Source organism: Ruegeria sp. AF5 (genome assembly GCF_056541905.1).
Map to the genome: position 1 here is coordinate 38,398 of NZ_JBQFYZ010000007.1, position 24,917 is coordinate 63,314.

24 protein-coding genes and 1 tRNA gene are annotated in these 24,917 nt (G+C 56.5%); 12 read left to right on the forward strand and 13 right to left on the reverse strand.

The genetic code is table 11. The annotated features are described in order from the left end of the window. Nucleotides 1–76 precede the first annotated feature (76 nt). Entirely contained in the window at nucleotides 77–1,612 is a 1,536-nt protein-coding gene (locus ACR0DS_RS11710; protein ID WP_480616742.1) for a putative bifunctional diguanylate cyclase/phosphodiesterase, read from the reverse strand. A gap of 65 nt (nucleotides 1,613–1,677) precedes the next feature. Next, the gene (ttcA, locus tag ACR0DS_RS11715; RefSeq protein WP_480484755.1) at nucleotides 1,678–2,571 is read right to left on the reverse strand and encodes a tRNA 2-thiocytidine(32) synthetase TtcA; all 894 of its coding nucleotides are present in this window, start codon (nucleotides 2,569–2,571) and stop codon (nucleotides 1,678–1,680) included. A 114-nt stretch (nucleotides 2,572–2,685) separates the two neighbouring features. Between ttcA and ACR0DS_RS11720 the strand changes: the two genes are divergently transcribed. Next, entirely contained in the window at nucleotides 2,686–3,621 is a 936-nt protein-coding gene (locus ACR0DS_RS11720; RefSeq protein ID WP_480484754.1) for an alpha/beta fold hydrolase, read from the forward strand. Here the strand turns inward: ACR0DS_RS11720 and yidD are convergent. The 3 genes from yidD to rpmH are packed head-to-tail and all read right to left on the reverse strand — an operon-like array spanning nucleotide 3,618 to nucleotide 4,434. Continuing rightward, entirely contained in the window at nucleotides 3,618–3,851 is a 234-nt protein-coding gene (yidD, locus tag ACR0DS_RS11725) for a membrane protein insertion efficiency factor YidD (protein ID WP_480484753.1), read from the reverse strand. The genes ACR0DS_RS11720 and yidD overlap by 4 nt on opposite strands. Beyond that, nucleotides 3,848–4,273 carry a ribonuclease P protein component gene (gene rnpA / locus ACR0DS_RS11730; protein ID WP_267366122.1) on the reverse strand — a complete coding sequence of 142 codons (426 nt, stop codon included), beginning with the start codon at nucleotides 4,271–4,273 and terminating at the stop codon, nucleotides 3,848–3,850. The genes yidD and rnpA overlap by 4 nt, the downstream gene beginning before the upstream one ends. 26 nt (nucleotides 4,274–4,299) lie before the next feature. Then, entirely contained in the window at nucleotides 4,300–4,434 is a 135-nt protein-coding gene (gene rpmH / locus ACR0DS_RS11735; protein WP_005980833.1) for a 50S ribosomal protein L34, read from the reverse strand. A gap of 269 nt (nucleotides 4,435–4,703) precedes the next feature. On the opposite strand from rpmH, the gene ACR0DS_RS11740 reads away from it, so the two are divergent. The 5 genes from ACR0DS_RS11740 to ACR0DS_RS11760 all read left to right on the forward strand — a co-directional run bounded on the left by ACR0DS_RS11740 (nucleotide 4,704) and on the right by ACR0DS_RS11760 (nucleotide 9,335). Continuing rightward, a complete protein-coding gene (locus tag ACR0DS_RS11740) occupies nucleotides 4,704–5,462 on the forward strand; it encodes a TVP38/TMEM64 family protein (protein WP_267366121.1) in 759 nt (252 codons plus the stop codon). 3 nt (nucleotides 5,463–5,465) lie between these two features. Beyond that, nucleotides 5,466–6,884 carry a dihydrolipoyl dehydrogenase family protein gene (locus ACR0DS_RS11745; RefSeq protein ID WP_480484752.1) on the forward strand — a complete coding sequence of 473 codons (1,419 nt, stop codon included), beginning with the start codon at nucleotides 5,466–5,468 and terminating at the stop codon, nucleotides 6,882–6,884. A gap of 18 nt (nucleotides 6,885–6,902) precedes the next feature. Then, entirely contained in the window at nucleotides 6,903–8,285 is a 1,383-nt protein-coding gene (locus ACR0DS_RS11750; RefSeq protein ID WP_480559550.1) for an ATP-binding protein, read from the forward strand. Between the two features lie 64 nt (nucleotides 8,286–8,349). Further along, a tRNA-Arg gene (locus tag ACR0DS_RS11755) sits at nucleotides 8,350–8,426 on the forward strand. Nucleotides 8,427–9,089: 663 nt separating this feature from the next. Further along, nucleotides 9,090–9,335, forward strand: a complete 246-nt coding sequence (locus ACR0DS_RS11760; protein WP_480528746.1) for a GlcG/HbpS family heme-binding protein — start codon at nucleotides 9,090–9,092, stop codon at nucleotides 9,333–9,335. Nucleotides 9,336–9,670: 335 nt separating this feature from the next. Here ACR0DS_RS11760 and ACR0DS_RS11765 read toward each other — a convergent pair whose 3' ends face one another. Continuing rightward, nucleotides 9,671–10,246, reverse strand: a complete 576-nt coding sequence (locus tag ACR0DS_RS11765) for a hypothetical protein (RefSeq protein WP_480559552.1) — start codon at nucleotides 10,244–10,246, stop codon at nucleotides 9,671–9,673. 90 nt (nucleotides 10,247–10,336) lie between these two features. Between ACR0DS_RS11765 and ACR0DS_RS11770 the strand changes: the two genes are divergently transcribed. Next, complete coding sequence (locus ACR0DS_RS11770; RefSeq protein WP_480483843.1) at nucleotides 10,337–10,813, forward strand: cupin domain-containing protein; 477 nt, start codon at nucleotides 10,337–10,339, stop codon at nucleotides 10,811–10,813. Between the two features lie 107 nt (nucleotides 10,814–10,920). Continuing rightward, entirely contained in the window at nucleotides 10,921–11,322 is a 402-nt protein-coding gene (locus ACR0DS_RS11775; protein ID WP_480559554.1) for a VOC family protein, read from the forward strand. Nucleotides 11,323–11,405: 83 nt separating this feature from the next. Here ACR0DS_RS11775 and ACR0DS_RS11780 read toward each other — a convergent pair whose 3' ends face one another. Beyond that, nucleotides 11,406–12,794, reverse strand: coding sequence for an aminotransferase-like domain-containing protein (locus ACR0DS_RS11780; RefSeq protein WP_480559556.1), 1,389 nt, complete (start codon nucleotides 12,792–12,794; stop codon nucleotides 11,406–11,408). Between the two features lie 116 nt (nucleotides 12,795–12,910). On the opposite strand from ACR0DS_RS11780, the gene ACR0DS_RS11785 reads away from it, so the two are divergent. Both ACR0DS_RS11785 and ACR0DS_RS11790 read left to right on the forward strand, forming a co-directional pair. Continuing rightward, nucleotides 12,911–13,771, forward strand: coding sequence for a DMT family transporter (locus ACR0DS_RS11785; RefSeq protein ID WP_480483840.1), 861 nt, complete (start codon nucleotides 12,911–12,913; stop codon nucleotides 13,769–13,771). Next, on the forward strand, nucleotides 13,768–14,325 hold the full coding sequence (locus ACR0DS_RS11790) for a DUF3604 domain-containing protein (protein ID WP_480487266.1): 558 nt from the start codon (nucleotides 13,768–13,770) through the stop codon (nucleotides 14,323–14,325). Before ACR0DS_RS11785 ends, ACR0DS_RS11790 begins: the two co-directional genes overlap by 4 nt. 363 nt (nucleotides 14,326–14,688) lie before the next feature. On the opposite strand, the gene ACR0DS_RS11795 is transcribed toward ACR0DS_RS11790, so the two are convergent. The 3 genes from ACR0DS_RS11795 to ACR0DS_RS11805 are packed head-to-tail and all read right to left on the reverse strand — an operon-like array spanning nucleotide 14,689 to nucleotide 18,438. Then, nucleotides 14,689–16,221 (reverse strand): sensor histidine kinase, encoded by a 1,533-nt coding sequence (locus ACR0DS_RS11795; RefSeq protein ID WP_480559559.1) that lies wholly within the window; start codon nucleotides 16,219–16,221, stop codon nucleotides 14,689–14,691. Then, on the reverse strand, nucleotides 16,206–16,898 hold the full coding sequence (locus ACR0DS_RS11800) for a response regulator (protein WP_480559561.1): 693 nt from the start codon (nucleotides 16,896–16,898) through the stop codon (nucleotides 16,206–16,208). Before ACR0DS_RS11800 ends, ACR0DS_RS11795 begins: the two co-directional genes overlap by 16 nt. A gap of 13 nt (nucleotides 16,899–16,911) precedes the next feature. Beyond that, entirely contained in the window at nucleotides 16,912–18,438 is a 1,527-nt protein-coding gene (locus ACR0DS_RS11805; protein ID WP_480538776.1) for a DUF4153 domain-containing protein, read from the reverse strand. 280 nt (nucleotides 18,439–18,718) lie between these two features. On the opposite strand from ACR0DS_RS11805, the gene ACR0DS_RS11810 reads away from it, so the two are divergent. Both ACR0DS_RS11810 and ACR0DS_RS11815 read left to right on the forward strand, forming a co-directional pair. After that, nucleotides 18,719–20,245 (forward strand): malonate--CoA ligase, encoded by a 1,527-nt coding sequence (locus ACR0DS_RS11810; RefSeq protein ID WP_480559564.1) that lies wholly within the window; start codon nucleotides 18,719–18,721, stop codon nucleotides 20,243–20,245. 65 nt (nucleotides 20,246–20,310) lie between these two features. Beyond that, nucleotides 20,311–21,996 carry a tryptophan halogenase family protein gene (locus ACR0DS_RS11815; protein WP_267365576.1) on the forward strand — a complete coding sequence of 562 codons (1,686 nt, stop codon included), beginning with the start codon at nucleotides 20,311–20,313 and terminating at the stop codon, nucleotides 21,994–21,996. A 73-nt stretch (nucleotides 21,997–22,069) separates the two neighbouring features. Here the strand turns inward: ACR0DS_RS11815 and ACR0DS_RS11820 are convergent, their stop codons facing one another. Genes ACR0DS_RS11820 through ugpE form a run of 3 tightly spaced genes read right to left on the reverse strand, consistent with a single transcriptional unit; the run spans nucleotide 22,070 to nucleotide 24,900 of the window. Next, nucleotides 22,070–23,005 carry a glycerophosphodiester phosphodiesterase family protein gene (locus tag ACR0DS_RS11820; RefSeq protein WP_480559566.1) on the reverse strand — a complete coding sequence of 312 codons (936 nt, stop codon included), beginning with the start codon at nucleotides 23,003–23,005 and terminating at the stop codon, nucleotides 22,070–22,072. Next, entirely contained in the window at nucleotides 23,005–24,060 is a 1,056-nt protein-coding gene (ugpC, locus tag ACR0DS_RS11825) for a sn-glycerol-3-phosphate ABC transporter ATP-binding protein UgpC (protein ID WP_480559568.1), read from the reverse strand. The genes ACR0DS_RS11820 and ugpC overlap by 1 nt, the downstream gene beginning before the upstream one ends. Before the next feature lie 3 nt (nucleotides 24,061–24,063). Next, nucleotides 24,064–24,900 (reverse strand): sn-glycerol-3-phosphate ABC transporter permease UgpE, encoded by an 837-nt coding sequence (gene ugpE, locus ACR0DS_RS11830; RefSeq protein ID WP_480559701.1) that lies wholly within the window; start codon nucleotides 24,898–24,900, stop codon nucleotides 24,064–24,066. Between the last annotated feature and the right edge of the window lie 17 nt (nucleotides 24,901–24,917).

Genomic DNA, 24,917 nt, shown 5'->3' on the forward strand with positions numbered 1-24,917 from the left:
TGCAGACCCAAAGGTCAAGCGGAATCGCCCGTCATTTCGTCACGGAGGGGTCTTCTTTGTCACGATTTCCGGTTCCCTACCGCGTTTGCCGCCCGATTTTGGGAACACCGTCGATCTTGTTGCGGTAAGACGTGATCCAATCCTTGGTTTTTTCGAATGGCATGGGTTTGCCAATGCCAAACCCCTGAACATGATCGCAACCCAGTTGGGCCATCAGGGCGTGTTCACCCGGCGTTTCGACACCTTCGGCCAACGTTTCCAGATGCAAACGTTCCGCCATCATCAGAATAGCGCTGGCAAGCTGTTGCTGGCTTGGGTCCAGATCCGCTTTGGCAACAAATGACCTGTCGATCTTGATGCGGGATACGTTGAACCGTTTGATAGAACCGATCGAGGCATGTCCTGTCCCGAAATCGTCCAGATCAATACAGCACCCCATAGCCGCAAGCCCGGTGACGTTGCGGGTGATGACATCGTCGGGCCGTCTGGAGAACACGGTTTCCAACACCTCGACCGCCAGCCTGTCGGGGGTCAGATCGAATTGATCCAGTTCCCATTTCAGACGGTCGATCAGGCCCGGATTACGCAGTTCGTCAGATGAAAAGTTTATCCCAATGCGCGGCACAGACAGCATGGACCGATCCCAATCGCGCATTGCGGAAAAGGAATGATGCCGCATGGCCTGCCCCAGCCGGTCCATCAGTTCGGCCTGTTCGGCAAAGGGCAGGAACACATTGGGGGCAAGAACCCCTTTCTTCGGATGTTCCCAGCGGGCCAGAGCCTCAAACCCGCTGATACGCCCGGTATCGGTTGAGATCTGGGGTTGAAACCACGGGCGGATCTCACCGCTGTCCAGCGCCGCTTCGAATTCTTTGCGCAAGTTGATCCTGACCTGCGCCCGTCTGCGCGTCTGTGAGGAAAAAGCGCGAATCGTGGATGGCCCGTTTTGTTGTGCCTCCAAAAGGGCGTTGTTTGCGGCTTCCTGCCAATCGACCGCAGAGCCGTCAGTGATACTGCTGCTCAAGCAAAAGCCAATCGAACAGGACATATACACGCCGGTGCCGTTCAACATGATGGGGTCTTCAACGGCGTTTTGCATACGGCCCGACATCTGAATACAAGCTTCAAGATCCAGTTGCCGTGCCGGGTGCAGAACAACCATCATCCTGTTTCCGCCCATCCGGGTTGCGCAATCATTTGAGCGGATCATGGACAAGACGCGTGAGCAGAACTGCTGTGCAACGTGGTTCGCCGCCGCCTGTCCGTGCAGATCAAGCAATTGCGTAAAGTCATCCAGAACCACCGCGAAGCAGGCCGAGTTTTCCCCCTTCAGGCGGGCGTCGGCAAATACCTTCTCCAAAACTGTCTCAAACTGGTCCTTTGACAGCAGACCGCCGGGACGCCAAAGCCCCTTACGCGACGGATTGGCTGCGAACGCATTGATGCCTGCGACGATCAGAGGCAAAATCAGGGCCAGTGCAACCAGGGCCTGTTCACCCCCAATCCAGAATGCACTCAGACAAAGCGCCGGAACAAAGGCCAGCGCAGCTGGGCCGCCCAGAACGGTTTTCAACGAATGGACAAAACGGTCGGTAAGGGGATGGTTCCGCATCAGCTTTCTGGCCTTGGGCATGATCTGCACAAGGCAAAGCCTATGAAACCAGTCTGAGTCAGTCGTTAACGCAGAAGCGGAATCTCTTCCAAATTCCCGGAATTTTCGTTGGAATTTAGCGAAAGGTTAATGAAATCAAATAGCTTTCCATCCAGAAGGTGCGATGGCCGCGCATTTGTTAACGCTCGGAACATAACCTGTCGCCGACCCGGGCTGTTCTTTTCCCATTGATCCAGAATCTGTTTGACCTGCTGGCGCTGCAACCCATCCTGACTGCCGCACAGGTCACAGGGAATGATCGGGTATTGCATCGCCTTTGCAAATTTCTCGCAATCGGCTTCGGCGACATGGGCGAGCGGGCGGAATACAAAAAGATCGCCTTCTTCATTCACCAGTTTCGGCGGCATTGTGGCCAGGCGGCCGCCGTGGAACAGGTTCATGAAAAACGTCTCAAGGATATCGTCGCGGTGATGCCCCAGAACGACCGCCGAGCATCCCTCCTCGCGCGCGATGCGATAGAGATTGCCACGGCGCAAACGGGAACACAGGGCGCAAAAGGTCCGGCCCTGCGGGACCTTGTCCATCACAACGGAATATGTGTCCTGATATTCGACCCGATGCGGTACGTCCATTCGACCCAGAAACTCGGGCAGGACCGTGGCCGGAAAGCCCGGCTGGCCCTGATCCAGATTGCAGGCCAGCAGATCGACAGGCAACAGGCCCCGCCATTTGAGCTCGTAGAGAACGGCCAGCAATGTATAGCTGTCCTTGCCACCCGAAAGACAGACCAGCCAGCGGGGTGGCTTGCCATCCTTGTCGTGGGCGGACGGATCCACCATCCCGTATTGCTCGATCGCTTCACGGGTCTGGCGCACAATACGTTTGCGCAGCTTCTTGAACTCGGTTGTCGAGGGCGCGCCGGCAAACAGCGGGTGGATATCGTCTGCATCATCAAACATGCGCCGTGGTTACAGCGGACCGAAGGCCCGGGCAAGGCGTAGAAGCAGGATCAACCGCGTTTGGAGCGTAGTTGCACCCGTGTTACCCTGCGCGTATTTTTCAGGAGGTATATTATGGACTACTTCTTTTCGGTCCGCGCCCGCAGCGGCGATCACTATTCAAACAAGATGGGTGCCGCGCGATATCTGGCTATTCCGGGAAATGTCGGGCAACCGGCACGGCAGCATGAAATACCGCAGTCTCAATGGATAAGCCGGATTCAGGCCGAAGCCGGGGCGACGGCTACCGAGAATGGGCATATTGTCGTCTTCGTGCACGGGTTCAATACCGAGCAATATCAGATGCTGGAACGTCACCGCAAAATACGCACCGGTCTCGAGGCGCATGGCTTTAACGGTGTGGTCATCAGCTATGATTGGCCAAGCGATGGATCGGTTCTGGGCTATAACGTTGACCGGGCTGACGCGCGGCGTGCGGCAGAAAAATTGTTCAGTCACGGGATCACGCGGCTGTCCAGGATGCAGACCGCGGATTGCCGGTATAACGTCCATGTTCTGGCGCATTCCATGGGCACGTTCTTGGTGCGCGAAGCCATGGATTATGCCGATGACGACCATGAAACCGCGCAACACAGCTGGATGACCAGTCAGATCGCGTTTGTCGCGGCGGATGTATCCGCGAAATCGTTCCGTGACGGCAGTTCCAAGACGTCCTCTCTGATGCGACGTTGTACCAGGCTGACATGCTATTACAGCCCCTTTGACGAGGTTTTGTCGATTTCAGAGGTCAAGCGTGTCGGAGTATCGCGCCGACTGGGCCGTGTCGGAATGCCAAACGACCGGCCTGAGAAAGCGGTCAATCTGTATTGCGGGTCCCATTTCAAGAATACCCGCGATGAATACGGGGATGGGCCTTCGGCGACACACAATTGGTATTTTGATTCGCCTCGGTTTTTCGAAGACTTGCACCATACGTTGATGGGGAAACTGGACCGAGAGGTCATTCCGACCCGCAGCTTCACCGACCGCGGCAACCTGGCGTTGATTTAAGGGTCGGAATTGTCGGGCACCGGATCGTAACCGTCACCGCCCCAGGGGTGGCATCGGCATATCCGGTGTGCAGCCAGCCACGATCCCCGGATCGCGCCATGTTTTTCCAATGCTTCCAGTGCATAGGCCGAGCATGTGGGCTGATAGCGGCAGTTGAAACCAACCCAGGGGCTGAAAATCAGCCGGTACGCGCGAACGGGCAGGGCGACGATATGGGACAGAAAGGTCATTTGCGATCCGCATGCACTTTGCGAAGCGCATACCGCAAGTCGCTCAGCAGGACGTCATAAGGAAGATCGGCGGTTACATCAGCCCGCCCGATCAGCACATAGTCCCAACCTTCAAGACCAGACACAGGCAAGACGGCCCGTGCGACTTCTCTCAGGCGGCGCTTGGCACGATTGCGGGCCACGGCGTTGCCGACTTTCTTTGAGCAGGTAAAGCCAACGCGCAGCCCCACCGCTTCATCCGGAGCGCGTCTGCGGGCCTGCACCATCATCGAAGACGTTCCCTGCCTGCGCGCGCGGGCGGCTTTCAGGAAATCGGCTCTTTTTTTCAGGATCGTCAGGGATGTGGGTAGACAAACAGAAGCCGCCGGGGGCGTATTCCCGGGGTGGTTCTTACCATCCTCAGGGGCCTCCGGCGGCGTCATGTTCATACCCTGATCGGTGGGCGGTTTTACGCGCTCAGCGATTTGCGGCCGCGGGCGCGGCGTGCGTTCAGGATCTTGCGGCCGGCTTTGGTGGCCATGCGCGCGCGGAAACCGTGGCGGCGTTTGCGAACCAGGTTCGAAGGCTGATAGGTGCGTTTCATCGCTCCGTCTCCAATCTATAGCGGTCGGGTGCGGCGCGGATTCGCCTGGCCCTAGTGTTCGAAGCCCGTCCTCTACTGCCAAGCGAAGTGTAAGTCAAACCCCAACGGTCCGGTTTTCGCGGCTTTTGCAACAATTCTGTAAACCGGATGCAGAAAAGATTTCAAATCGGTCGATTATCGTCTGAAACTGTCACGTTCGCGGCCACATAGATCAAGGCCCCGTGAACCCCCTGTTGCCAAAAGCGCAAGCAGCGCATGTTGGGCGTAAGATGAAGCAAGAAGAACCGGAAGGCCAGATGTCCGAAACAAGCCACGCTCCACGAAACGGGTTGGCGCGTCATATCCCCTTGCTGGTGATTCTCGGTGTCGCCGCGGTGGGGTTTTTCACGCTGGGTGATTACCTGACTTTCGAAACCCTGCGCGACAACCGCGAAGCGTTGCTGGCGTGGCGGGACGCAAACTATTGGGCCATGGTGGCCGGGTTCGTTGCCGTCTATATCGTAATCGTCGCGTTTTCGCTGCCCGGGGCTGCTGTCGCCTCGATGACAGGTGGGTTCCTGTTTGGACTGTTTGCCGGAACGGTGTTCAATGTATTTTCGGCCACTATTGGCGCATCGGCCATCTTTTTGGCTGCCCGCTGGGGGTTGGGCAATGCTTTGACGGCCCGGCTGGATGCTTCAAAGGGGACGATTGGGAAGCTGAAAGACAGGTTGCGCGAGAACGAAATCTCGGTGCTGTTCCTGCTGCGGCTTGTCCCGGTTGTGCCGTTCTTTGTGGCCAATCTGGTGCCTGCGCTGGTGGGCGTCAAATTTCGCAATTTTCTGATCACGACGGCGCTGGGCATTATTCCGGGGGGTATCGTTTACACCTGGATCGGCGTTGGGCTGGGCGGTGTGTTCGACCGTGGCGAAACACCGGACGTATCTTTGTTGTGGGAACCCTTCGTCATTGGCCCCATTGTCGGCTTGTGTGTGCTGGCTGCTTTGCCGATTGTCATCAAGTCCCTGCGTGGCGGAAAGGACGCCTGACCCATGCAACACCTCAAGACAGATATCCTGGTCATTGGGGCCGGGTCCGGTGGGTTATCGGTTGCGGCCGGTGCCAGCCAGATGGGTGCGAAGGTGATCCTTCTGGAAGGGCACAAGATGGGCGGCGACTGCCTGAACTTCGGCTGCGTCCCGTCGAAAGCGCTGATCGCAAGCGGCAAAGCGGCCTTTGGTCAGGCGCATTCCGCCGCGTTTGGCGTGGCCGATGTAAACCCTCAGATCGACTATGCGGCGGCGAAGGATCATGTGCGGGATGTGATTGCCCAGATCGAACCGATGGACAGCCAGGAACGCTTTGAAGGTTTGGGTGTCCAGGTGATCCGCGAATATGGCAGCTTTATCTCCCCGACCAAAGTGCAGGCCGGAGATCATGTCATCACCGCGCGCCGGATCGTGATTGCGACCGGGTCGTCGCCAATGGTTCCGCCAATCCCTGGTCTGGACACTGTATCTTATCAAACAAACGAAACCATCTTCGACCTGCGCGAGCGTCCGGAACACCTGCTGATCATTGGCGGTGGTCCTGTGGGTATGGAAATGGCGCAGGCTCATGTCCGTTTGGGCTGTAAAGTAACAGTCGTTGAAGGGCAAAAGGCGTTGGGCAAAGACGACCCCGAGGCCGCGTCCGTTGTGCTGGAGGCTTTGCGCAGTGAAGGTGTCGTGATCCACGAAAACGCCGTGGTGGCCCAGATTCGCGGAAAGGATGGCGTTGTGGAGGTCGTGACCGAGAACGGCGATATTCACCGGGGCTCTCACCTTTTGATCGCCGCAGGGCGCAAAGCCAATATCGAGCGTCTGAAACTGACTGCGGCGGGAATTGACCGCACCAGAAACGGAATCAAGACGGATGGCAGCTTGCGGACGTCAAACCGCCGGGTCTATGCGATTGGCGATGTCGTGGGGGGGCTGCAATTCACCCATGTTGCCGGGTATCATGCGGGTATCATCATTCGATCCGCCTTGTTCGGCCTGCCCACCAGGGCGAAAACGGCGCATATCCCATGGGCAACGTTCACCGATCCTGAACTGGCACAGGTAGGTCTGACCGAAGCTCAGGCCCGCGACCGGCATGGCGACAGGCTGGAGGTTGCGCGCTTTGATTTTCACCACAATGACCGCGCTTTGGCCGAGCGCAAAACCAAAGGGTTCATAAAGGTCATGGTGGTGAAGGGCAGGCCCGTCGGCGCCACGATTGTGGGCCATCAGGCGGGCGAGTTGATAAACATGTGGTCGCTGGCTTTGGCCAATAATCTGAAGATGGGACAGATCGCTGCTATGGTTTCACCCTATCCGACAATCGGAGAGCTTAACAAACGCGTTGCTGGCGCTTATTTCTCTCCAAGGCTGTTTGAGAATCAGACAGTTAAACGTGTGGTCAGGTTTGTTCAGCGTTGGATTCCCTGACCTGTAAAGGAGCGTAAATTGAACTCGCTGTCGGGCCGATTTCTGATCCTGACGACGGTCTTCGTTATGTTGGCCGAAATCCTGATCTTTGTCCCGTCGATAGCCCGGTTCCGCGAGGATTTCCTACTGAACCGTCTGGAACGCGCTCAGATCGCATCGCTGGCTTTGTTGGCAGATGATATGCTGGCCGAAGATCTTGAGGCGGAATTGCTGGCGAATGCCGGTGTCTACAACGTTGTGTTGCGTCGGGATGAAGTCCGCCAACTCATGCTGTCGTCTCCGATTCCAGAGGCAATCACCAAAACATTTGATCTACGGGATGCCGGTCCATGGATTTTGATCCGGGATGCGGTGAGCCGGATATTCATACCTGAAAATGAAGTCATTCGTATCATTGGCGAGCCGGTCAAGGGCGCGGGACTGCTGATCGAGGTCACCATCGACAGCGCTCCCCTCCGTATGGCGATGGTTGATTACGGCCTGCGCATTCTGGGGCTGTCCTTTGTCATCTCGATCATCACGGCGTCCTTACTGTTCCTTGCGGTGCGCGTGGTTCTTGTCCGGCCCATCAAAAGCGTGGTTGGATATATGCAGCGCTATGCCAGCGCACCCGAAGATGCGCGCGGCATCATCTCTCCGAATTCCAGAGTGACAGAATTGCGCGAGGCGGAAGAAGCGCTGAAGATGCTGCAAACGGAACTGACGCAGGCTCTCAAACAGCGCGAGCGGTTGGCGCAACTGGGTGGGGCGGTTGCAAAGGTAAGCCATGACCTGCGCAACATTCTGACATCGGCGCAGCTGTTCACGGACAGGATCGAATCCAGTGATGACCCGCTGGTCCGGCGAATGGCTCCGAAGTTGGTGAATTCGATCACCCGTGCTGTATCGCTGTGTGAAAGCACATTGGCATTCGGCCGTGCAGAAGAACCTGCGCCCACCTTGACGATGGTGCCCCTGCGGACAATTGCGGCTGATGTCGCCACCAGCGAACAGCTGGCGGTCGCAGGGGGCTGCGTCGAGATCGTGAACGAAGTGCCGGAAAATCTGATCGCCCGCGCCGACCCCGAGCAGTTGTTTCGTGTCATCATGAACCTCGTGCGTAACGCAAGACAGGCGTTGGAAGCCTCGGGTAAGCCGGGTCACATCACCATCGTCGGGTGTGAATATCAGGATGCCTGGTGTCTTGAAATTCGCGACACCGGGCCGGGTCTTCCACCAAAAGCACGTGAAAACCTGTTCACACCGTTTCAGGGTGGGGTCCGCAAAGGAGGCTCAGGCCTGGGCCTTGCAATCTCTCAGGAACTGGTGCGCGGGCATGGCGGTAACCTGACACTGAAAGAGACCGGACCCGAAGGAACGATCTTTGAAATCAGGCTTCCGCGTGGAGACATGACTTTTTGATTTTTTTTTGAAGAATCGGCTTGCACGTCTTTGAGCACAGGTCTAAACAGCGCCTCACCAACGCGGACCGATAGCTCAGCTGGATAGAGTACTTGACTACGAATCAAGGGGTCGGGGGTTCGAATCCTCCTCGGTCCGCCACTGGTTTCCCTAAAAGGCGACATTAGTTCTGCACCAGCGACAGGACCTTGCCATTTTCGCCTCACTTCCTTCAGCCAGCACTTAGACCGATTTCATTGATCCTGACTTCCTATTGGGAAAATCAGGACTGATTTGCAGATAAGGCGCCGAAAGCGCCTGTTCCTGCTGATCTGCCACATGGCGACGCGGATGGGGGCGAGGCAATGCTATTCGACAATAGTGGTGCGGCCCGCAGGCATAGCCGAGGACACGGTTTTGTCTAATAGGTTGCCCGAGGGGGAAGGCAGCGTCTTACCCCTGATGGGCAGGGGCGTTTGGCTTGCCCAAATCCCACTGGCCCACAAGGGGACAGTAACGCGCGTCATGACGGTACAAGGATTGCACAGATGCTTGCCTTTGGAGCGGATGGCATGATCGAAAACAGCAGGTCAAAGGTGTCAAGGAATTTGATTTGTCCCTGTCTGGACAGCAACATGATGCGACGGCGGCTAAAGCCGATGGATTGATTTTCGAGGAAAACTGCGCGGCGTGTCGCGGCGGTGACGGCCGCGGGGGTATGAAATCGGCGCGCCAGATTTGGGTGATGAAAGTTGGATCTTTGGGGGCGTCCGGGATGACATCTATCACAGCATCTATTTTGGCCAGCTACATCGGGTTCAAGACATGGCACCTGTCCATGGTATTCGAGGTCTGGGAAAAACCACGCGGGCGTTTGCTGAACGCATGTCCTCGCATCCGAATTTGGAAATGGGTCTGCTGAACCGTCCGGGCCTGTGTGCTTGGGATGGCGGAGTTCCCATTTTTGAAGACGGTGTATTGATCGGTACTATGGGTGTGTCCGGCGCAGCTGGTCCTGATGATATTCAGTGCGTTCTGGCTGGTTTGGCGGCTATTGGTCTGGGCGATTGAATCGAGTTTTACCGCCACGGCATGCGGGGCTGTTTGCAGCGCAATGGGCCGCGGTTGTGCGTCAATCAAAAGGCGTTTGCCCTGGGCGACATCATTCAAGAAGTGGATATTTGTGCACTGCGCAACACCATCACTCGCGGCCCCCAACAGACACTCAGCGCTCTGGTCTGCTGCTGCGATCGCAGCCAGTCTTGCAGACCTTGGCTGTGCGCTCAGTACTTCTGTTGAACACCGCGGAGCTTTTGCGGAAGATGGTCAATTTGGTTTGGCGTTGATGTCTTGCCTGGCGCGCAGTCTTTAGCTCGATCACGTTTGGCGGTCGGAAGCGGCGCACTTCATTCGGTGACTCCGAACTTGTCCAGGAGCGCCTCGGCGACATCGCGGATTGCAGCGCGCGCCGCTTTTGGGTCGGTTTTGGCAATATCATACAAAGATATCATGGCCTCCGAACCTGATGCTGCTGTCAGCCCGTTCACCAAACGGGTCTTCTCAGTGGGTGAAAGATTTGCCGAGCAAAGGGCGTTTCTGAACATTTCGACCCGCCGCGCGCCGCGCCTGTCGCCGGGACCATGCACGAGCCAGGCATCCAAGCTACGCGCAAGGAACTGACGGAAGGCCGCTTCATTTTCGACTGAGAGGTCGAAAATATACAGAGCGACCGCAATCGTTTTTTTCCGCGCGCCCTCATGTCCTGCGACCACCTCTTCGTAAGGACGCACAGCCACGGCAAGTCCTGCTTCGTTGGCCAAAATCTGCGGGTCCGAAAAATACCGGTACGCAGTCGCGCGCGAAATTCCTTTCTCTGCCGCTGCGGCCGCAACGGTTACGGTTTCGCCACGCAACATCAGACTTCGCGCGCCCTCAAGAATCGCTTCGCGGGTTCTGGATCGTTTGCTGAGACTTGGCGCCATCAAGCACTCCAAAATAAGACACTTGCCTCAAAAAGAGACATATGTATCATAATTACGTATATGCGAACTAGAATCAACAAGGAGAAGCCAATGAACGTCCAACGTCACCGCACCTACGATGTCTTGGGAAATGTCGTTAAATTTCTGGCGTATCCTGACGAAACCGACGGCAAGTACTGCGTCATAGAGTGCATTGTTCCAAAGGGCGCAGGTGCCCCACCAAATATGCACGCCGGCGAAATGGAAGCATTCTACGTACTGGATGGTGAAGTTGCTTTTCACGTCGATGGAGAAGACATCGTTGCGAAGAAAGGCATGTTTCTAACAGTCCCTGATGGAGCGATACACGCCTTTTCCGGTGTCTCAGAGGAAGCGAAACTACTGATAGTGAACGCCCCCGGCGTGATGCACGAGCGGTTCTTTACGTCCGTCGGATCCGAATTGCCCGAGGGCGCAACGCGGCCTTTGCCGCCGAGCGGTCCTCCAGATATCCCGGCCCTGGTTGCGAAAGCATCTTCGTTGGGCATGACGATACTCGCGCCGGAGGTTGCAGATCACCGCGCCTAAAGAGCGATGAATCGACGGCCATCAGCGGCTGCTTATGGTCAATGCTTCGTTTTTTTTTGAATGTCACAATGGCATCGCGTGTGCGCCCGCAAGAGAGAACCACTACCATGTTTCGCATCGCAGAAATCGCCATTCGTGTTGAATACTTGGACCGGGCAATTGCGTTCTATCAAAATTTTCTGGGTTTCAAGTTCCATCACCGCGAAGCCGGTGTGGTTTTTCTGGAAGTCGGCGCACTGAATTCGCCGCTGGGCAAAGTCGGGCACCCGCAACTTCTCGCTCTATTCGGGAGAGGACACTCCATCGATGCGTCGCTTTCAACGCTCGACCACATCGCCTTTGAGGTTCCCGACGCCCAATACGATCTGGAGCGGTCCCGTTTCGCAGACCTGAAAATGATCATTCGCGAACGCTCATGGCCCGACAGTCTGCCCTGGAATGGTCGGTCGTTCTTTGCTCAGGATCCGGACGGTAATGTAATAGAAGTCATTGCTGCCAATACCGATTAACCCATGGCCGAACTCCTTGCGGCCCTAACCGGACATTTACCTTGAGGGGCAAAGTCTTTGACCGTTCCTTGAAGCAGACGTTCTTATTGAGCGTCACTCATCAGATCACGAAGTACTTGCGATAGTGTCTTTCCGGCCATCTGGCTTACGTTAAAACGTAGAAACGAGTTCTTTGATTGAGTTGGGCTAAAGACATTTCCGGGTGCCAGAACAACACCTTTCTTGAGAGCTTTTCGCGCCATCGCAGCAGCATCCTGCCCGTTGGGCAGTTCGCACCATAGATAAAATCCACCTCTGGGCTTCACGAAAGGCCTTATGCCCAGCGTATTTAATTCTTCGATTGAACGCGCGCGGATGCGATCCAATTTGTCCCTAAGCGCCTCCATGTGTTTGCGATAGCTGCCATCAGTGAGCGCTGAATGTAGCAATTCTGTCACCATTGGGCTGGGGCCTCCGAAGCTGATCGCAACCTGAAGCTCAGTCAGAGACGCAATCCAATCAGGGCGCGCTGCTATGTATCCACATCGCAACGATGCAGAAAGGGTTTTGGAGAAGCTTCCAATCGTGAGAACCCTATTCAGCCCATCCAGTGAAGCCAGCCTTGGCGAAAGATCAGGTTCGAACTCAGAGAAAATAGCATCTTCCACGATCTGCAAATCATAGGTTTCGGCCAAAGACAGCACACGGTGTGCAGTCGCTGCAGTGAGTGTCGCGCCCGTTGGGTTGTGCAATGCCGAGTTGGTCAGGTAGAGCCGTGGGCGCTCTCTCAAAAGCACGTTTTCAAATGCGGCAAGGTCGGGGCCGTTAGGCGTGTAGGGCACACTGACAATGGAAATCTGGTGCGCTCTTAGAAGGGCCTGAAAGTTGAAATAACAAGGATCATCTACCAAAACGGTATCACCGGGCTTGAGAAGCAATCTACAAATCAAGTCCAGCGCCAGCGATCCGGAATTGGTGAGCAAAACAGTATCGGGATCTACCTCTATGTTCTGGTCGCACAGCATACGTGCCACATGCTGACGCAGACCAGAATGGCCCTGTGCACAGCTGTAATCTGTAAGCATATTGTCGTCGCCACGTGCCACTCGGCGCATCGCTCGCCGGAGCGACTCGACAGGCATCCAATCGGCAGGCATCCAGCCACATCCAGGCTTTGCCATGCCCTCGCTGGCGTCAATCGATTGTCGCGCAACCCAGAGTGGATCAATCTCGCGCTCAAGCAGCGGCCCGGTCTGTGAAACCTCGAACGGCTGTACGCGGTCTGACACATAGAAACCTGAGCCGCGTCGAGCAAAAATAGCTCCTTTTGCAGCCAAGACATCATAGGCCTCAACCACTGTCGAAGGTGACACGCCCAAGCGCGTTGCGAGGCCCCGGACCGAGGGAAGTTTTTCACCCGCACCCAGTGCCCGCGATCGGATGAGACGCGTTATGTGTTCCATCACAAGAGCTCTACGGGTTGCAACGGCCATGTAAGATTGCCTTTGTATGGGACTGATGAACAGTACAGTTTACGTGAATTGTATCGCGTTGTATCTGCATTTTTCCCACCACTCCAGCTACAAGGTCCCAAAAGGGATCTTTCTTTATGAACTCCTCGTTTTCTGGCTGGGGCAGCGGACTACTCGGTGTGTTGATCTTCAGCGGATCACTACCCGCCACGCGGGTGGCTGTAAGTAGCCTGGACCCGCTCTTCCTGACATCAGCCCGTGCGGTTCTGGCGGCGGTTCTTGCAATTTTCTTGTTGGCCCTTTTCAGAGAGAAGCGACCCTTGCGCACGGATCTGATTTCTCTTGTTGTAGTTGCCTTCGGTGTGGTGATCGGCTTTCCGCTTTTGACGGCACTGGCACTGCAACACATCACAGCTGCGCATTCGATCGTCTTTATCGGCTTATTGCCCTTGAGCACCGCTGCTTTTGGCGTGCTGCGTGGTGGTGAGCGTCCGACCGCGTTGTTCTGGGTATTCTCAATCCTTGGCAGCTCCGCCGTCGTTGGTTTCGCGCTCTCCCAAGGCGCTGGCGGTTCGCTCATTGGCGGTTTCTTTATGGTAGCGGCGATCGTGGCATGCGGGTTGGGCTATGCTGAGGGAGCGCAGTTGTCGCGCCGATTGGGCGGATGGCAGGTGATTTCCTGGGCGCTGGTTCTATCCTTACCTATTATGGCTGCTTTCGCGATTCTGACATGGCCACCCACGTTAAACGAGCTGACCTTGCCGGTCTGGTTCAGTCTAGGCTACGTCTCGATCTTTTCGATGCTAATCGGTTTCATATTCTGGTATCGTGGCCTTGCACTTGGCGGCACAGCAGGCGTTGGACAGCTTCAGCTTCTTCAGCCGTTCTTCGGTTTGACTCTTGCGGCTCTTTTGCTCGCCGAGCCCGTTGCGCCATCCATGATCAGTGTCACGATCTTTGTGGTGATTTGCGTTGCGGGGGCAAAGCGTTTCGCGTGACGGCCCACTCCTGCCATCCACTGCCCAAGTCGGAAGCCGCGGTCGCAGCCCGCATTCCGGCGACGGTTGGATATGCAAAAGGCGTACCGATGGGTGCCGACCTTAGGGCCCCCTCCGAAGGTGCACAGGCACCAAGGTTCATGGTGGCAGCCCTTCGTGATCCAATTGGCGCTAACCTCGACCGCGTGCAAATCGTGAAAGGTTGGCTCAATGAGGACGGGACGACCGATGAGAAAGTCTTTGACGTCGCCTGGTCAGACGAACGCGAAACTGGCAGCGACGGAAAGGTTCCGCCCGTTGGTGATACTGTGGATGTTGCTTCCGCAACCTGGACCAACACCATTGGTGCCGCGGAACTTGCGACAATCTGGACTGATCCTGAATTCGACCCGACGCGCCCGGCTTTCTATTACGCGCGTGTGCTCGAGATTCCGACACCACCCTGGTACGTCTACGACGCATACCGCTACGGTATCGACATCCCTGAAGGCGCTCCTACTTCGCAGCAGGAGCGTGCCTACACGTCTCCAATCTGGTACACGCCGCAAGGCTGACTGATTGCCAAGTTTGGGTCGAAAAAAACGCGATCGACTGTTCGATGGTGCGGTTGAGAGTGGTACCGCCTCTCGTGCGAAAACAGGTCTCGGTGGAAAGACACGACACAACCTGAACAATATGCTGGCGGCGCTCGGAAAGGGCCATTTAGAAAGCGTCGGACCTTTCTCACTTTTGGTAATCAACTCGAACTAATCCTTAGCAAAGTTGACGCCACTCGGACATTGATGTGTCAAAACGCGCAGCGGTGTCAGAGCGAATGGCGGCTAAGCGCAAAGTCTGCGACTGCGGTTCGATAGACAGAACCTCCGCGCTTCTGAACGGCGAATGTTGCCCCTTTTACAGGCGGCTTGCGCGCCCGATTAATTAAAAGTCAGAAGAAAACAAGCGCCTTGGTTGCTTGGCACAACACTGAGTTGCCCACCAATTGCTTCCATGGTCGCTTTGACAATATTCAGGCCCATACCCGTGCCACCGGCCTCTCTTTTTGTTGTAAAGAAGGGCTGCAAAATCTTGTCCTTGTTCCCTTCACTGATACCGTGGCCATTATCCGCAATTTTCAGACAGATGACACCGTCGTTTTGATAGGCTGTCAGCACGGCATCCTGCGCGCCGTGTTGCTGAGCGTTCTCGAGCATATGTGTCAGTATGATGTGCAGGGTGGGCGCCGCGACGGGTAAGGGCAGGTGATCGTTCTCAGCCTTGATGGCAAGCGCCGGGAACGTCTGAACGACCTGATCAGTGATGTCGTTCAGACAGCATGTACCGTTAATGGCGCTCTGATCGGCAAGGCTGAAGGCGCGCATATTGGCCAGCAGATCCTCCATCCGCTTTCCGCCCTTTTCTACAGTGTCCAGCAGGCGGTGTTTCTGCGCGGGTGGCAAATCATCGTCGCGCAGCAGCTCTGCCGCACCTTTCAGGGCAGTGAGGGGTGACTTCAGCTCGTGGGTGACATGGGCGGTGTACGTTTTCAATCCGTCCTGCTTGTCCTGCAAGCGTTCCGTCAGCGATTGAAAGCTCTGGCTCAGATCCGCGATTTCCCGCGTGCCAAGTTGGTCTGGTGGTTCCCATGCCTGACCACCATGGCCCGCCATCTGGCTGCGCTGGATCAACAGGTGGATCGGCCGGGTGATGAACCGCCAGAACACGTACCCGATAAGCGCCGTGGACAAAGCGACAAATGCCGCGGCTTTGGCAAGGTTGAAACGTTCGCCGTACAGAAAACGGAAAATATGGTTCGGGGTGCGGCTCAGGTAAACCGCCCCGATCAAGGTCTGATCCACGTACACTGGCATCGCCACGAAAACGCGCACGCGGGCACCGCGGCTGAGGGTATAAAGCGCAGGTGTTGCATCCTCGCGCACGCGGGTGCGCGCGACCGAGACAGTATTACCCGAAAGAGCCTCGCGAACCTCGTCAACATGGCCCAGTTTCTGCCCGATTTCCGCGGTTCCGGCAAACACGTTCCCATCGACATCCAGCATCCGGTAACCCGCAAGGGTTTGCGCCTGGGCAGCGTTGGCGATGCGGCTAAGTGGGGCGGCGATGGCCTGATAAACCGAACCGGGTCGAACGGTTGCCGGTCGCGCGTCCGGGCGCGGCGGCAGAACCGTTTCGCGATTGACCGACAGCGATGGAAACACCGCGTGCTCGGTTGAGATTGCACTCGGGCGGGGCGGCTTGATCCCGGCTGCATCTGCATAAAGCTCGGCATACGCCGCTGACATGACCGCAGCCTGTGTCAGCAGGCTTTCTTCGGTCTGTTGCACCAGTTGACTGTCGTAAAAACGGAACAGGATCAGCCCGGCAAAGGGCAGGCACAGGACAATGCCCAGCACCAGCAGAACGATGGTCCACAATCTGGGGCGCCATTTGCGGTTCAGCCGGGCGTGCATGCACCCATCCTGAGGCCGACACCGTGAATGGTCACGATCCCTTCGGCACAGCCGGCCTGGGCCAGCTTGGCACGGACATTGCGTATATGGCTGTCAATGGTGCGGTCCGAGACGTGGATGTTGTAGCCGTAAAGCGCATCGATCAGCTGCGCCCTTGACAGAACACGGTCGGGACGGGCCATCAGAGTTGCCAGCAGCCGAAATTCCGAACCGGTCAGCGTCACGGGCGTTGAAGCGAACCTGCACAGGTGACGCTCTGCATCCAGGTGCAGGCTGCCTTGCGACAACACCGGATCGGGCTGGGCAGGTGTCGGAGCGCTGCGTTTCAGAATGGCCTTGATCCGGGCCACCAATTCGCGTGGGGAAAAGGGTTTCGTCAGATAATCATCGGCGCCCAGCTCCAGCCCGACGATACGGTCGACCTCGTCATCGCGGGCGGTCAGGAACAGGATCGGCACGTCCGAGGATTTGCGGATTTCCCTGCATACTTCCAGACCATCCTTTTCGGGCAGCCCGATATCCAGCACGATCAAGTCGGGGTTTTCCTGGCGGTATGTATCAAGCGCGGTCAGGCCGTCGCTGGCCAGAAGTGGCGCATAACCTGCCTTTTCAATCGCGAACCTCGTCACCTCAAGGATATCCGGATCATCGTCGACAACAAGAATGCGTGCAGGCATAAAATGGGGTCCTTCAACTCTGCTGCCGATAATAGGCTCGGATCCGCCATCTCCGAAAGCCCCATTCGCGCCAGTTGGTGATTGCATCCTTATTCAGATCATATCGCATCCATACGTCACAGACCTGCTGTCCGGTTCTGGTTTCATGATCACGGATAGCGGGGTAAGCATCAGCACCAAGGCTGCATATGTAACCGGTATCCTGTTGCGTCAGAGCGCTGCCGTGGCTCAGATTGTAGCTGGCAATGACTGATGCGAAATTCACAAAGTTGCAAATATACAAGACCACCAGAAGCGCTGCAAAACAACGCCGCAGAAGCCAGGTTGTACCGAAGCCGCGATGGATTTGCACCACGATCAGCAGCAAACCGGTGAAAACCAGCGCCATCCATATGAAGGCGGCCACCCGCAAATAGGTAAGCGCATAGGCGTCGACGTAATGATGCAGCCGGATGGTAGCTGTCAGCACCAGGAACACGTTTTGCGCCAACCACATGTAGATCAGAATGCGCAAGGTCCGGTCCGCGCCGATCATGCTGTGAGTGACCAGAGTGAATACGCCCGCCAACAGGGCCGTCACCACCAGCGGATAAGCGCCCCGATGAGCATAAGCGGCATAGCTCATCCCTTGAGGCAGGGATACTCCGCCGGTCAGGATACCGAGGTCCATCACGGTTTGTACAAGAAACATCAGGTTGAACAGCAACAGCGAATTGCGCACCGAGATTGGATTGATCAGAAATGCGGCCCGGCTTGGGCCTGTCTTTGGCATGGTGGCGGGGCGGGCAATGCCGCCCAGCCATGGATCGCTGAGGTTAAGGAACGGCCACAGCAGCGAGGCCATAACACCCCAGAACAGAAGCCGCAGCCAAAAGTACCCTTCGAACAGAAGACTTGGGTCCAGCTCTGCCAGAAGGTCTTCCAGCACCGGATTGGCGGCGGCCAGTAAGGCAAGGAAGACCGTACCCAATAGCAGCGGCAAGGCCAGCGAGGCTGCGTGGCGGCGGGTGTCGGACCCAAGATCGGCGGCCACTGCGGTGCGACATGTGTCGCGCAGCAAAAGCGTCGCGCCGATGGAAGGCAGGCGCAGGGCGGAGCGCAGCAGCAGACGTTCGTTTACGGCCTGACCGAATAGCGCCCAGGTGGCCAGACTGACCAAACCAGCAAGGCTGAACAATAACGATAGAAGCTGCAAATCGATGGCCACCGGCAGGTTGGTGAACAAGGCAAATGCGGCGGCTATGAGCCATTCCGTTGCAGTCGCCCGCCGGGGCTTCATCGCCATGATCGCGGCGGACAAGACCAGCGCGAAGACTGAGACAGAAATGCCTAGCGGCTGTTCCCAAAACAGCCAATCTGCAAGTGCAACCAGCGATGCAAGAAGTGGGATCGCATGGCGCATTTTCAGCGTGGACATCAGAGAACCACTTTGCTGTCGTCTGTTGCCTCCCCATCGGGGGGCTTCGTCCATCTTTCCCAGCCACCACGCGTCCAGTACGATGCTGTCCGGCACGCCGCGAATTGTCAGTTCCTGCCTCATGTCCTGTCTCCTGCTTGCAGGTTTCCTTTCCCGGCAGATTGCCTGCGGCGCTTGCATCTTTGGCGCGACGTATCCGCAGCCTTCATGGGGCTTTCGTGCAGAAAATGTGCAGAGGCGGTGAAAGGCATTACCAACCACGATTTCCGAGCTGCAACTCGCGCCGCGCAATAAATGCGACGTGTCCAGACATTGAACTGCAAGCAAAAGCGCAGTGTGACACAGTTGAACCTTCCCCTGAGAAGCGGTTCGCCGTTATGGCTGGGGAAACGGAGGATCGAACATGGCTAACCCTCTCTATGATGATCTGTTTGGCATTCACGCCGACAAAGATACGGCTTTCCTGCACCTGACAGACGGGACGACCGTCACCTATCAAAACTTTCTGAGCACAGCCGCCCGGATCGCCCATGTGGCCACGCAACTGGGCCTAAAACCCGGGGACCGGGTTGCGGCTCAGGTCGATAAATCGCCTGAGGCGCTGGCGCTATACGCAGCATGCGCGCAGGCCGGTCTGGTTTTCCTGCCGCTGAACACCGCCTATACCGTGGACGAACTGACGTATTTCATCGAAAACAGCGGCGCGTCACTTGTTGTCTGCGACGGCCGAAGCAAAGACCAACTGACCCCGATTGCCGCGCGTTTCGGGGGCAGGGTGGAAACGCTGAATGCGGATGGCTCGGGCTCGCTGATGGATCTGGCAGCAGCAATGCCAGACAGCTTTGCGACTGTGGATCGGGATGGTGAGGATCTGGCGGCGTTTCTTTATACGTCGGGCACCACCGGACGTTCAAAGGGCGCGATGCTGACCCAGAACAACCTGTTGTCCAATGCGCGGACACTGGTCGAAGAGTGGCGGTTCACGTCGGAAGACGTTCTGTTGCACGCGCTGCCGATCTTTCACACGCATGGGCTGTTTGTGGCCACCAATATCATTCTGGCTGTCGGCGGAAGCATGATCTGGCTGCCAAAATTCGACCCGGATCAGATCATTAACAGAATGCCCGGAGCCACGTCGATGATGGGCGTTCCGACCTTCTATACGCGCCTGCTGGCAGACGCGCGTTTTACCAGCGAGCTGACCGAACATATGCGCCTGTTCGTTTCGGGTTCGGCCCCATTGCTGGCGGATACCCATGCACAATTCCAGGAGCGTACCGGGCATCGTATCCTAGAACGTTATGGTATGACTGAAACCAATATGAACACCTCAAACCCCTATGACGGCGAACGTCGCGCGGGCACGGTCGGGTTTCCCTTGCCAGGGGTCGAACTGAAGATATGCGATGCAGACGGCAACCCTTTGCCGCAGGGTGAAATCGGTGAGATCGAAGTGCGTGGCCCGAACGTGTTCAAGGGATATTGGCAGATGCCGGAAAAGACGGCTGCCGAGCTGCGCGAAAACGGGTTTTTCATCACCGGTGATCTGGGACGGGTCGACGAAGATGGGTATGTCCATATCGTCGGGCGCAACAAGGACCTGATCATCTCGGGTGGCTACAATATCTACCCCAAGGAAATTGAGCTGGTTCTGGACAGCCACCCCGGTGTTCTGGAGAGCGCAGTGATCGGCGTGCCGCATCCCGACTTCGGTGAAACCGTGCTGGGCCTGATTGTAGCGGAACCCGGGCAGTCTCCGGATCTCGACGCGGTCATGGTTGCAGTGCGCGACAGCCTGGCGCGGTTCAAACATCCCCGCACGCTTATTCAACTGGGTGAATTGCCCCGCAATACAATGGGAAAAGTCCAAAAGAACATCTTGCGTGACCAGTTTAGGGACATGTTCAAAGCCGGGTCACAAGGCACATAATGGCAGAGCCTAGATAAGCGTCGGAAACTTGATATAGTCCTCAAAACCAATGGGGACAGAAGAATATGAACAATCGTTTGCGCAAAATCACCATCGTAGGTGGCGGCACGGCAGGCTGGATGACCGCGTTGATCCTGGACATGGTGTTTTCACGCACTTCAGCAACAAAAGACCGACCACATATCTGCCTGATCGAAAGCCCCAATATCTCGACCGTGGGTGTTGGTGAGGCTACGGTGCCGCGCATGCCGGTCACGCTGCGTCAGGCGGGCATTTCCGAACGGGATTTTTTCCGCGAGACAAACGCGTCCTTCAAGCTGGGTGTGAAGTTCTGCAACTGGAACAAAGACCCCAAAGGAAAACGCATCGATTACGTGAACCCCTTTGCCCATGGCCAGATGCTGGAAGGGTTGGACGCCGCCGAGTATTTCCTGCGCTTTGGCAACGGAGAGCGGGACTTTACACAGTCCATCTCGCCTCACGATCATCTGGGACGTCTGTGCAAAGGCGCGCGGCAGCTGGGTCAGCCCGAGTTTGAACAGCGTTTTGGCTATGCCTATCATCTGGATGCGGTGAAGTTTGCGGGTATGCTTACCACGGTCTGCACAAAGCGCGGCGTCGAGCATATCCAGGACGAGGTACAGAAGGTCGAGCTGGATGAACAAGGCAACGTCAGCCATCTGATGCTGGAGCGGGCAGGACGTCATGACATCGAAATGGTCATCGATTGCACCGGGTTCCGCGGCCTGATCATCAATCAGGCACTGGGCGAGCCGTTTTTGGATTATTCGGACTATCTGCCCAATGACCGCGCCATGGCGTTGCAGGTTGAACACCGCAATCCCAATAAAATCGAAAGCCTCACGCGGTCGACCGCGCTGGGCGCGGGGTGGACGTGGCGGGTGCCGCTCTACAATCGTGTGGGTACAGGCTATGTGTTCTCCTCGGCGCATCGAACGGATGATCAGGCGGCCGACGAATATCTTGAATGGCTGGGTGACAGCGGCAAGGGTTTGACACCGCGGATCATCCCGATGCGCGTCGGGCGCGTGCGCAATGCCTGGGTCAAGAATTGTGTGGCAATTGGTCTGTCCGGCGGGTTTATCGAGCCGTTGGAAAGTACCGCGATCCACATGATTGACCACGCAGTGCGCTGGTTTGCAGAACACTTGCCGACGCGCGACGTCGCACCGTCACTGCGGGCAAGATACAACCGGCAGATGGACAAGCTTTATAACGAGGTTCTGGAATTCATCTGCCTGCATTACCGATTGGGTAACCGAAAGGATGACCCGTATTGGATCGACGCGCGAACAGAGATGAAGATACCGGATCGGCTGGCCGAGAATCTGGAATTGTGGCAGCACCGTCTGCCGATGGATCACGATGTGGAATTTGCCACGCTGTTTGATCATCGCGTGTACCAGACGGTTCTGTTGGGCAAACAGGTCTATGATACGGGTTACGGTACCGGCATCCGAGATCGTTTGCGGCCGTTGAAGAAGGTGATCTGGTTCCAGGGCATGCAGCGTGCGAAAGAGGATCTTGCGCAGATCGTCAAAGTGATGCCGGATCATAAAACGCTGCTGCGCGATATCCGGGGGGAGCTGGAAAAACCGGTCTTTGGAATGGCGAACGTGGCGAAACCGACGGTTGCGATGCCGGGCACGAAACCCGCACCTGTTACGATCCAGAACATGCCGAACTTTGCTGAAATCCAAAGCGGCGCGAAGGATTTGCAACTGTTCTAGGGGTTCTCTGCCCGTACGAAGGAAATTTGATAAACTGAAGGGCGAGGCATTCAGCCCCGGCCTTCAGGGCGGTTTAACGCCAGCTCATACCCCGGTCAGACAAGTGCCTTTGCACCCGACCCGGATAATCAGAAACAATGGCATCCACACGCAGGTCGATCATCCTGGCAATATCTTCAGGGTCATTGACCGTCCAGACCGCAACGCGAAGGTCCAAATCCTTGGCCAGTTCGACGTTTTCAGCAGTTACATCCGCATAATACGGGCACCACAGTGAGCCACCCGCTTGCTTGACCAATCGCGGAATATCGCCTTCGCGGCCGCGAAAATCCGGGCAGACTGCCTTGGACGAATCCTCCCCTACATCCTCGGCGTTTTCGGGAAGTTGGGTCAGATAAGAAGATGGTATATCCGGCGCTTGCCGCTGACATTCTTCTAACAGATTCCAGTCGAAACTGTGCAGCACCACACGCGACGACAGGGCCCTGGAACGGACCTCTTGCAGGACAAGACTGACAAACTTCTCTCTGTAGCGCGCGTCATGGGCCAAATCGGGGTCCGATTTCAGCTCGAGCATCAGACAGGCATCGCTATGTTGGGGGTCACTCACCAGATCCAGCAGGTCAAGCAGCCTTGGAACGCGAACGCCATCCATTAGCGCCTGATCTGGAAATCGCCGACCATAGGCAGAATTCCCATCCAACCGCCCGATATCGAACTTCTGAATCTGCTCAAACGTCAGAGTTGAAACCTTCGGCTCTTCCCCGGTCAAAAACTGGCCGTCAGCATCGCGAAAACTGGGGGCGTGCAGCCGGTGATTATGGGTTATGACGGGGATGTCGTCAGCCGTGAGGACAACATCAAACTCCAGAAGCGGCACGCCAATGGACAGCGAAAAGTCAAAACCAATCATGCTGTTTTCAGGCAATACGCCTCGCGCACCCCGGTGGCCTACGATGCGGATCAGGTTGTCGCCCCCCCGGAAAGCCTCGACCTGAGGGAATGCCATCAGCCTTCCAGCCTTTCACCGGTGGATCGGTCAAACATATGCATATGGTCTGAGGACACAGAAAACCGCATGTTCGGATGTCGGCCTTCGATCGGGTGCACACCAGGAAGGCTGATCGTGATCGGATCGCCCAAGCCGGTCAGTTGACCGTGCAACAGCGTGTTTGCCCCCAGTGGCTCTGCCATCTGAATCGTAGCCTCAATCGGGCCATTGTCGTCCAGCAATAGATGCTCGGGTCGTACCCCCAGCTTGAAGGCAGTATCAGGGCCCTGCGACGAACCAACCGCGACCCCACCAATCATGACGGTTCCGTTTTCGCGTTGGGCGTCAAAGACATTCATCGCGGGGCTGCCGATGAACTGTGCTGCAAACAGGGTTCTTGGCGTTTCGTATACCTCTAGCGGTGTGCCAACCTGTTCGGCGATACCGCCGTTCATGACGATCATCCTGTCGGCCATTGTCATGGCTTCAACCTGATCGTGGGTTACATAAAGCGAGGTGATCCCCAGTTTTTCCTGTAGTTCACGAATCTCAAGCCGCATCTGCACGCGAAGCTTTGCGTCCAGGTTCGAAAGTGGCTCGTCAAACAGGAACACCGCAGGTTCACGGACAATCGCGCGCCCCATAGCCACCCTCTGACGTTGGCCGCCTGACAATTGTCTGGGTTTGCGGTCGAGCAATGGTTCAAGCTGCAACAGCCTTGCCGCCTCAGTCACTTTTTGATCGATCTGAGCCTTGGGCAACCCTGCGATCTTAAGGCCATAGCCCATGTTCTGCCGGACCGACATATGCGGGTAGAGCGCATAGTTCTGGAACACCATGGCAATGTCGCGATCCATCGGCTCTTTTTCGTTGGCCCGTTCCGCACCAATCCGGATTTCACCCGCGGTCACGGTCTCAAGCCCTGCCACCATCCGCAACAGCGTGGATTTTCCGCAGCCCGAAGGGCCGACGATGACAATAAACTCGCCATCTTCGATGTGGATGTCGATGCCATGTATGACATCTGTCGGGCCAAAGCTCTTCTTGACATTCTCCAGGGTTACTGTTGCCATTTTCTATTTCTCGCTATCAACAAGGCCGCGGACAAAAAGCTTTTGCATCGACACCACCACGATGACCGGCGGGATCATCGCCAGAATGGAGGTTGCCATGATGACCGGCCAATCAGCTACATCATCGCCAGACGGGAACATCTGCTTGATGCCCATCACAATGGTGTTCATTTCAGGGTCGGTGGTGATAAGCAGCGGCCACAGATACTGGTTCCACCCATAGATAAACAGGATGACGAACAGTGCCGCGATGTTTGTCCGGCTCATCGGTACGACGATATCGATGAAAAACCGCATAGGCCGGGCACCATCCACACGCGCAGCTTCGGCCAGCTCGTCCGGGATTGTCAGAAAGAACTGACGGAACAGGAAGGTCGCCGTGGCCGAGGCGATCAGCGGAAAGATCAGCCCGTAATAGCTGTTGAGCATGCCGAACCCGGCCACGACCTCAAATGTCGGAACGATGCGCACTTCGACCGGCAACATAAGGGTCAGGAAGATCAGCCAAAAGAACGTTGTTCGACCGGGAAAGCGGAAATAGACGATTGCAAATGCCGACAGCAGTGAAATGACGATCTTGCCCACTGCGATCCCGATGGCCATCACAAGGCTGTTGAACAGCATCGTTGCGACGGGGACATTCACGCCGGAAAACAGGGCTGCCTTGTAGTTCTCCCAGAACTGATCACCCGGCAAAAGCGGCATGGGTGGTGATACAACTTCCGGCTGGGTAACGGTTGAGGCGACAAATGCCAGCCAAATCGGAAAGAAGATGACCAGGACGCCAAAGATCATCAGGGCATGTGTCAGCCAGATACCCGCTCCGCGCTTTTCGACCATTCCGTGCTGTTGGGCTG

Bases quoted from the DNA above. Each gene is read 5' to 3' on its own strand.
- ACR0DS_RS11710 (WP_480616742.1), bottom strand. From the start codon at position 1,612: ATGCGGAACCATCCCCTTACCGACCGTTTTGTCCATTCGTTGAAAACC.
- ttcA (WP_480484755.1), bottom strand. From the start codon at position 2,571: ATGTTTGATGATGCAGACGATATCCACCCGCTGTTTGCCGGCGCGCCC.
- ACR0DS_RS11720 (WP_480484754.1), top strand. From the start codon at position 2,686: ATGGACTACTTCTTTTCGGTCCGCGCCCGCAGCGGCGATCACTATTCA.
- yidD (WP_480484753.1), bottom strand. From the start codon at position 3,851: ATGACCTTTCTGTCCCATATCGTCGCCCTGCCCGTTCGCGCGTACCGG.
- rnpA (WP_267366122.1), bottom strand. From the start codon at position 4,273: ATGACGCCGCCGGAGGCCCCTGAGGATGGTAAGAACCACCCCGGGAAT.
- rpmH (WP_005980833.1), bottom strand. From the start codon at position 4,434: ATGAAACGCACCTATCAGCCTTCGAACCTGGTTCGCAAACGCCGCCAC.
- ACR0DS_RS11740 (WP_267366121.1), top strand. From the start codon at position 4,704: ATGAAGCAAGAAGAACCGGAAGGCCAGATGTCCGAAACAAGCCACGCT.
- ACR0DS_RS11745 (WP_480484752.1), top strand. From the start codon at position 5,466: ATGCAACACCTCAAGACAGATATCCTGGTCATTGGGGCCGGGTCCGGT.
- ACR0DS_RS11760 (WP_480528746.1), top strand. From the start codon at position 9,090: ATGGCACCTGTCCATGGTATTCGAGGTCTGGGAAAAACCACGCGGGCG.
- ACR0DS_RS11765 (WP_480559552.1), bottom strand. From the start codon at position 10,246: ATGGCGCCAAGTCTCAGCAAACGATCCAGAACCCGCGAAGCGATTCTT.
- ACR0DS_RS11770 (WP_480483843.1), top strand. From the start codon at position 10,337: ATGAACGTCCAACGTCACCGCACCTACGATGTCTTGGGAAATGTCGTT.
- ACR0DS_RS11775 (WP_480559554.1), top strand. From the start codon at position 10,921: ATGTTTCGCATCGCAGAAATCGCCATTCGTGTTGAATACTTGGACCGG.
- ACR0DS_RS11780 (WP_480559556.1), bottom strand. From the start codon at position 12,794: ATGGCCGTTGCAACCCGTAGAGCTCTTGTGATGGAACACATAACGCGT.
- ACR0DS_RS11785 (WP_480483840.1), top strand. From the start codon at position 12,911: ATGAACTCCTCGTTTTCTGGCTGGGGCAGCGGACTACTCGGTGTGTTG.
- ACR0DS_RS11795 (WP_480559559.1), bottom strand. From the start codon at position 16,221: ATGCACGCCCGGCTGAACCGCAAATGGCGCCCCAGATTGTGGACCATC.
- ACR0DS_RS11800 (WP_480559561.1), bottom strand. From the start codon at position 16,898: ATGCCTGCACGCATTCTTGTTGTCGACGATGATCCGGATATCCTTGAG.
- ACR0DS_RS11805 (WP_480538776.1), bottom strand. From the start codon at position 18,438: ATGAGGCAGGAACTGACAATTCGCGGCGTGCCGGACAGCATCGTACTG.
- ACR0DS_RS11810 (WP_480559564.1), top strand. From the start codon at position 18,719: ATGGCTAACCCTCTCTATGATGATCTGTTTGGCATTCACGCCGACAAA.
- ACR0DS_RS11815 (WP_267365576.1), top strand. From the start codon at position 20,311: ATGAACAATCGTTTGCGCAAAATCACCATCGTAGGTGGCGGCACGGCA.
- ACR0DS_RS11820 (WP_480559566.1), bottom strand. From the start codon at position 23,005: ATGGCATTCCCTCAGGTCGAGGCTTTCCGGGGGGGCGACAACCTGATC.
- ugpC (WP_480559568.1), bottom strand. From the start codon at position 24,060: ATGGCAACAGTAACCCTGGAGAATGTCAAGAAGAGCTTTGGCCCGACA.
- ugpE (WP_480559701.1), bottom strand. From the start codon at position 24,900: ATGGTCGAAAAGCGCGGAGCGGGTATCTGGCTGACACATGCCCTGATG.